This is a genomic window from Alloprevotella sp. OH1205_COT-284 (assembly GCF_003859795.1).
Classification (GTDB): Bacteria; Bacteroidota; Bacteroidia; order Bacteroidales; family Bacteroidaceae; genus Alloprevotella.
In genome coordinates this window covers 1-625 of the sequence record NZ_RQYI01000067.1, presented here as the reverse complement: position 1 = coordinate 625, position 625 = coordinate 1, and the positions used below count along the sequence as shown (strand labels likewise).

Genomic DNA, 625 nt, shown 5'->3' with positions numbered 1-625 from the left:
AACAAATATGCAGCTATGAACAGCAGTTTTCTATATCATGCTTGGGGATTGTATCACCACAAGTGTCTACGAGAGGAATACAAAGGTAATACAATCATTTTACATATCGAAAATAAACGAGCTCCGAAATGCTGTCCCAAGTGCGGTCATGCCCATTTGGTGAAGAATGGTTTTCGCACTCGCGACTTTATTAGCCTTCCGATCGGTGGCAAAAAGGTAATTCTACGTATGAAAGTCCGCCGCTACAAGTGCAAGTGTGCGGATTGTGACTATGATTGTCAGGAACGGATATCCTTTGCCCCGGGCAGTCACAGCTACACTCGTCGCTTTGCAAGGTATGTGGTCGATCTATTAAAGGGGATGCCCCTCAAAGACACAGCCCATCTTTTGGGCGTGTCATGGGACACGATCAAAGAGATTCACACTCATCATCTTGAGTATCACTATGCTCCGCCCTCTCTTGAGGGAGTGGACAGCATCGGCATAGACGAGTTTGCCGTTCGAAAAGGCCATGTGTACAAGACCATTGTGGTTGGAGACCTCTGCAAAATCCTCTTATAAAATTGTCCAATCCGTTCTTTTTCTCGGATTGGACAATTTTGTTTGGAAAATCCCGTGATTTTGA

Annotated in this window: 1 protein-coding gene; it reads left to right on the top strand. The window is 45.1% G+C overall.

All coding sequences use genetic code 11. The features are described from left to right. On the top strand, positions 1-561 hold a 561-nt coding region (locus tag EII14_RS09535), incomplete at its 5' end, for a helix-turn-helix domain-containing protein (RefSeq protein ID WP_233569432.1). Positions 562-625: the final 64 nt, after the last annotated feature.